Raw genomic sequence first — 6165 nt, 5'->3', positions numbered from 1 at the left:
TGATATCAACGACGATTGGAAATCGATTGTGCGTCAATTGTCTCACTCACCGCACGGGCGCGTGGTGCTGTATCGCGGTCAAATTGACGAAGTGGTGGGCATGCTGCGTTTGCGTGAGTCTTATCGCTTGATGCTAGAGAAAAACGAGTCGACCAAAGAGACCCTGCTACGCGCTGCCGATGAAGTCTACTTTATCCCAGAAGGCACGCCACTCAATGTCCAACTGCTTAAGTTCCAGCGCAACAAAGAGCGGATTGGTCTGATTGTTGATGAGTATGGCGACATCATAGGTCTCATTACGTTGGAAGATATTTTGGAAGAGATCGTCGGTGAGTTCACCACTTCTATCACGCCAAGTTTGTCGGATGAGATTACCCCGCAACGTGATGGCAGTTTCTTGATTGAGGGCAGCGCCAACATCCGTGATATCAATAAAGGTCTCAAGTGGGACTTCCCTACCGATGGCCCAAGAACCCTAAACGGTTTGATTCTCGAGCATCTTGAAGAGATCCCAGAAAGCCATTTGAGCGTTCATGTCTCTGGTCACCCGATGGAAATCGTCGAGCTAGAAGAGAATCGTATCAAGACCGTGAAAGTCTTCCCGCGCAGCAAAGGGAAAAAGCACGGTTAACCTTTGCCGTTTTTCATCACTGATTGAACAACGGCATTTCGCCACACGATCAAAAAAGCCTTGGTTCCCCCAAGGCTTTTTTCTGATTAAGACACTCTATCTATATCTCTGATTATGTGTCTATCGTTATATCTCTTCCATTATACGTCTGTCGTTACTCTTCGGTCACACCAAACAAGTTCTCCATATTGAGACCTTGCTTAACCAGAAGCTCACGTAAACGACGCAGACCTTCCACTTGGATTTGGCGCACCCGCTCACGGGTGAGGTTGATCTCACGCCCGACTTCTTCAAGTGTTGAAGGCTCGTAGCCAAGTAGACCAAAGCGGCGTGCTAACACTTCTTTTTGTTTCGGATTGAGCTCGTCCAGCCAATGGATCAATGAATTTTTGATGTCATCGTCTTGAGTGGAAATTTCTGGGTCTGAGTTGTTGGCATCTGGGATAATATCCAGCAGAGCTTTCTCACCGTCACCACCAATTGGCGTATCCACAGAGCTAATGCGCTCATTCAGACGCAGCATTTTACTCACGTCATCAACTGGCTTATCCAGTTGCTGAGCAATTTCTTCAGCAGTCGGCTCGTGGTCGAGTTTTTGCGACAACTCGCGAGCAGTACGCAGATAGATGTTGAGCTCTTTCACCACATGAATAGGTAGACGGATGGTACGAGTTTGGTTCATGAGCGCACGCTCAATGGTTTGACGTATCCACCACGTCGCGTAGGTCGAGAAGCGGAATCCGCGTTCTGGGTCGAATTTTTCTACCGCGCGAATCAATCCCAAGTTCCCTTCTTCAATAAGATCCAAGAGAGCAAGGCCACGGTTGCTATAACGACGGGAGATTTTCACCACCAAACGCAAGTTACTTTCGATCATACGTTTACGCGCTGCTTCATCGCCACGTAATGCACGTCTTGCGTAGAGGACTTCTTCCTCTGCGGTTAATAGGGGTGAGAAGCCGATTTCGCCAAGGTAAAGCTGTGTGGCATCTAGGCTTTTCGATGAAGCGTCAAACTCCTCTTTGACACTCTCAGATTTGGATGAGGTGAGTTCATTGCTGCCTTGAAGCGTATCTAGCTGTGCTTCCTGCTCAATATCAAACTCTTCGACTTTCGTTGCTGTATTGCTGATACTCATGGCGCCTCCCCTTGGCGAGCTAGCAAGACATTACTACCTCTAATGTCGCTAATTTACCCGGTCAGTAAAGTAAATTTAAGGTAAGTATCGTTTCGGATCGACCGACTTACCTTGATAGCGAATTTCAAAATGCAAACGAACGCTGTTCGTTCCGGAGCTGCCCATTGTTGCTATTTTTTGACCAGCCTTAACACTTTGTCCTTCATGTACTAGCAACTTGTCGTTGTGTGCATACGCACTTAGATAGTTATCGTTATGTTTGATAATCACCAGATTACCGTAGCCGCGCAGTGCGTTGCCTGAATAGACGACAGTGCCACTTGCTGTCGATACGATGGATTGACCACGCTGTCCTGCGATATCAATGCCTTTATTTCCCTGATCGCCAGCAGAAAAGTTTTTGATTACCCTCCCTTTTGTTGGCCATAACCATTTGGAAACCTTTTGATTAGAAGCCGTGTTACTCGCTTTACTGCTAGAGGCAGTATTGGCATTTTTGTTAACACTTTGTTGCTTCTTAGGTTCAACATACTCCTTTGATTTTGATTGATCAATACTCTTTTTAGGTGGCGTTTGGGTGACGTTTTTCTGACCGCTGCTGTTTTGCGATGTAACTGATTGATTAGAGTTTTTACTTGAATTCGGAGTGGATGGGGTAGCGGCAACCACAGCGACAGGCGCAGATACCGTACCAGCACCCGTCCCACCAAAGGCGGGCGCTTTGTAGGCACTACGCCATAAGTTGAGTTTTTGACCGGGGTAAATGGTGTAGGGCTCAGTCAAGCCGTTGTAACGAATAATATCGTTTACATCTTTATCTGTGACGTAGGCTATAAAGTATAGCGTATCGCCTTTTTCTACTTCGTAATAGCTGCCGCGATAACTGCCACGAGTGACAGACCCATAATCTTTGTTTAACCCAGACACAGGAGCAGGCGAGTGTGCAGCGCAGCCATACAGCGCACTGAATACCAGTATCAGCCACACACACCTTCTCAAGCTCATGCCTACGCCAATTCACCTGCGATTAAAGGAACAAAACGTACCATCTCTATGGGCTCTGTGGAGAACGCCTCACCCTGTCGGGTGATTTTGTACAGTTGCTGCTGCTCGACACCAACAGGAATGACCATGGTGCCGCCCTCACTGAGTTGTGAGAGCAGTGCCTGTGGCAGAGACTCCGCTGCCGCTGTGACAATAATGGCATCAAATGGGCCTTTCGCTGGCCAACCTTGCCAACCATCACCGTGCTTGGTGGAGATGTTATAAATGTCGAGCTGCTTTAAACGTCGTTTAGCTTCCCATTGCAACGCCTTAATCCGCTCAATGGAGAAGACGTGATCGACCAGTTGAGCTAGTACTGCGGTTTGGTAACCAGACCCAGTGCCAACTTCCAGCACTTTGCTGTCTCGATTCAGAGCCAACAGTTCGGTCATTTTCGCCACGATATAGGGCTGAGAGATGGTCTGCCCAGCGCCAATCGGCAGCGCATTATTATCGTATGCTTGATGCATCATCGCCTGTGACACGAACTGCTCACGAGGCAATCGATAGATGGCATCTAATACGCGTTGATCTTGAATGCCACTCGCGACAAGAAAGTCGATTAATCTGTCGGCATGTGGGTTTACCATTGTTACTTGTCCTTTAACCAATTATCCATGCTCATCAGCGATTCATGAGCGGTCAAATCTACTTGCAGCGGTGTAATGGAGACAATGCCATGTTCGATAGCATAAAAGTCGGTTCCTTCACCCGCATCCTGCTCTTTTCCTGGTGGGCCTAACCAATAAATATCATGACCACGAGGATCTTGCTGTTTTATCATTGCTTCCGCGTGATGGCGCGCACCTAAACGGGTTACTTTTGAGCCTTTTAGCGCGGAGAGCTCAACGTCGGGAATATTGACGTTTAACAGTCGGTTAGTAGGAATAGGGCGTCGTCCGTGCTGCAACACCAGCTGTTTGGCAATGTGCGCCGCCGTGTCAAAATGGCGCAGCCCCACGAGTGAAAAGGCGATCGCCTGAACACCGAGAAAGTGCCCTTCCATCGCTGCCGCGACCGTGCCAGAGTAGAGCACATCATCGCCAAGGTTTGCACCATGGTTAATGCCCGCTAGCACCAGATCCGGCAGATCGTCTTTCATCAGCTCATTAAGCGCAAAGTGAACACAGTCGGTCGGCGTTCCTTGTACCGAATAAGTACGCTCGGCTATGCGAGTCACCCTCAAAGGCTGCTCTAGGGTTAACGAGTTGGATGCGCCTGAGCGGTTTCTATCTGGCGCGACGATCGTCACTTCGGCGATGTCACTCAGTGCCTGCGCGAGCGCGTGTATGCCCTTCGCATGCACGCCATCATCGTTACTGATCAATACTCTCAGTGTGTTGGCTGTCATAAGTCCTGTCACTTCCTGTTGAAAGAGGGCACATGGCCCCAGCGGCTACTTACTATCACTGTCCTAGCTGTCATTAGCCTTGCTGTCATTAGCGTAATGGCGTTCTTTCTCCGTCGCAATGAGCAGCTCTCGCAAAATAGCAGTCGCAAAGCTGCCTGCATCCAATGAGAAGTCGAGCGTTAAGCTGTCACCATCGACGGACCAAGTCAGATTCTCAGGCTTCAATAACACCTCTCGGCGGTCGTGACGCATGCGATTACCACGAATCAACGCCATGAGATCTGGCTCATTATCAAGCAGCGGTTGTTCAAGTGCGAGCGCCTCGTGCTGAGTAGGTAAGGCATTGTCACCCGCGAGCGCAGCGGTTAATGTCACCTCGCCACGCTGCAACTGCGCATTGAACGCCTCGCACTCTTCAGGCGTGACAAGGCGCGTTTCATTGCCTTGGTAGACAATATCGCCCGCAATACAGGTGTTCAATAGCGCTTGTTCAATCCGCGCGGAGACGATGGTGTTAAACACCCAAGAACGAGCGGCAGAGAGGTAGAGACTGCGTTTGTTTTGGTTACGAGTACGGACATTGTCTCTTCCCCAACGTCTGGCTTCAGTGAGGTTATTGCCATCGTGACCAAAACGCTGACTGCCAAAGTAGTTGGGAACCCCTTTCGCTTGCACCTTCTCCAATCGAGACAGTACTGATGGCATGTCGGAGACTTGGGTTAAAGTTAAGCGAAAGTCATTACCGATTAAGTCTCCGGGACGCAACTTTTTATGGTGTCGGTCTGTGGCAAGAATTTCGATACTCGGGTACGCCGCCAGAAAGGCGCTAAAGTCTGGTGTCTCGCGTTTAGGTAGATGCACACTCAGCCACTGCTCTGTGACTGCATGACGATCCTTAAGCCCTGCCCAACTGACGTCTTTCGATTTCACCCCGCACGCTTTGGCCAGTTCGTTGGCGACAAAGCTGGTGTTCTCGCCGGTTTTGCGAATACGCACCATTAGGTGCTCACCCGTACCACTAAATGAGAACCCTAAGTTTTCGCGTACTTGAAAGTGCTCGGGTTGCGCTTTGAGTACGCCGGTGGCGACAGGCTGACCATTGAGGTACGCCAAAGAAGAAAGTAAATCAGACATGAATAGAGTTCCGTTTAGACAGAGGCCGGGCTTGTGACCGTCCGCTGTTGAAAAATAGCTAGAAATTACGCTTTGACCAGCAGCACAACTGCTTCGCTGGCAATGCCTTCTTTGCGCCCAGTAAAGCCGAGACGCTCTGTGGTGGTCGCTTTGACATTAATGTTGGTGACGTCGGTGTCCAAATCTTGTGCGATGGTTTGGCACATCGATTCGATATATGGCGCCATTTTCGGTGCTTGGGCAATGATGGTGATGTCAGCATTACCCAGCACATACCCCTGCGCTTGTACTCTTTGGTACACATCACGCAGAAGAAAACGGCTGTCCGCACCTTTCCACTCATCATCGGTATCAGGGAAATGGCGACCAATATCACCGGCAGCAATCGCGCCCAACAGTGCATCACACAGTGCGTGCATCGCCACATCGCCATCGGAGTGAGCAATCAAACCTTGCTCATAAGGAATGGCAACACCGCCAATGATGACTGGGCCTTCTCCGCCAAATTTGTGCACGTCAAAACCGTGACCGATTCGAATCATCGTGTTATGTCCTTTCATTTATTCGAGGCAAAGGGTCTGTTCCCTCTGCAAATAAAACTCTGCCAAAGCCAGATCCTCTGGTTGGGTGATTTTAATATTATCGCCGCTCCCAGGTACCAGCAGTGATGCTCCGCCACTCCACTCAATCGCGGACGCTTCATCCGTAATGACGGCCTGAGATTGCAACGCCTTGCTCAGCGCTTGGGTCAAGGTGTGAGTCGGGTACATCTGCGGTGTCAGGGCATGCCATAGCCCTTCTCTATCAACGGTGTGATCCACCGTATTGCTGACGGCGTTGTGATGAGCTGCTCGTTTCATGGTATCT

Annotated in this window: 8 protein-coding genes; 1 reads left to right on the top strand and 7 read right to left on the bottom strand. The window is 49.7% G+C overall.

Annotated features, from left to right (window positions below):
- A partial coding sequence (locus AC6R1O_RS00835) for a transporter associated domain-containing protein (protein ID WP_500656343.1) occupies positions 1–631 on the top strand: 631 nt, incomplete at its 5' end.
- Positions 632–785: 154 nt separating this feature from the next.
- Here the strand turns inward: AC6R1O_RS00835 and rpoS are convergent.
- The 7 genes from rpoS to AC6R1O_RS00800 form a co-directional block, all read right to left on the bottom strand.
- A complete protein-coding gene (gene rpoS, locus AC6R1O_RS00830) occupies positions 786–1769 on the bottom strand; it encodes an RNA polymerase sigma factor RpoS (RefSeq protein WP_487902129.1) in 984 nt (327 codons plus the stop codon).
- Between the two features lie 75 nt (positions 1770–1844).
- Entirely contained in the window at positions 1845–2774 is a 930-nt protein-coding gene (gene nlpD, locus AC6R1O_RS00825) for a murein hydrolase activator NlpD (protein ID WP_500631470.1), read from the bottom strand.
- Between the two features lie 2 nt (positions 2775–2776).
- Positions 2777–3403 (bottom strand): protein-L-isoaspartate(D-aspartate) O-methyltransferase, encoded by a 627-nt coding sequence (locus tag AC6R1O_RS00820; RefSeq protein WP_500656342.1) that lies wholly within the window; start codon positions 3401–3403, stop codon positions 2777–2779.
- Positions 3404–3405: 2 nt separating this feature from the next.
- Positions 3406–4164: a 5'/3'-nucleotidase SurE gene (gene surE / locus AC6R1O_RS00815; protein ID WP_500656341.1), complete on the bottom strand. Its 759-nt coding sequence runs from the start codon at positions 4162–4164 to the stop codon at positions 3406–3408.
- A gap of 63 nt (positions 4165–4227) precedes the next feature.
- The gene (gene truD, locus AC6R1O_RS00810) at positions 4228–5298 is read right to left on the bottom strand and encodes a tRNA pseudouridine(13) synthase TruD (protein WP_500656340.1); all 1071 of its coding nucleotides are present in this window, start codon (positions 5296–5298) and stop codon (positions 4228–4230) included.
- Positions 5299–5363: 65 nt separating this feature from the next.
- Positions 5364–5840 carry a 2-C-methyl-D-erythritol 2,4-cyclodiphosphate synthase gene (gene ispF, locus AC6R1O_RS00805; RefSeq protein WP_500656339.1) on the bottom strand — a complete coding sequence of 159 codons (477 nt, stop codon included), beginning with the start codon at positions 5838–5840 and terminating at the stop codon, positions 5364–5366.
- An 18-nt stretch (positions 5841–5858) separates the two neighbouring features.
- The coding region (locus AC6R1O_RS00800) for a 2-C-methyl-D-erythritol 4-phosphate cytidylyltransferase (protein ID WP_500656338.1) at positions 5859–6165 on the bottom strand (307 nt) is incomplete at its 5' end.

The sequence above is a fragment of the Vibrio sp. R11-SG3-ISO3-SZ genome (assembly GCF_059834345.1).
The sequence above is the reverse complement of the archived record's forward strand: the minus strand, read 5'-3'. Positions and strand labels throughout refer to the sequence as shown.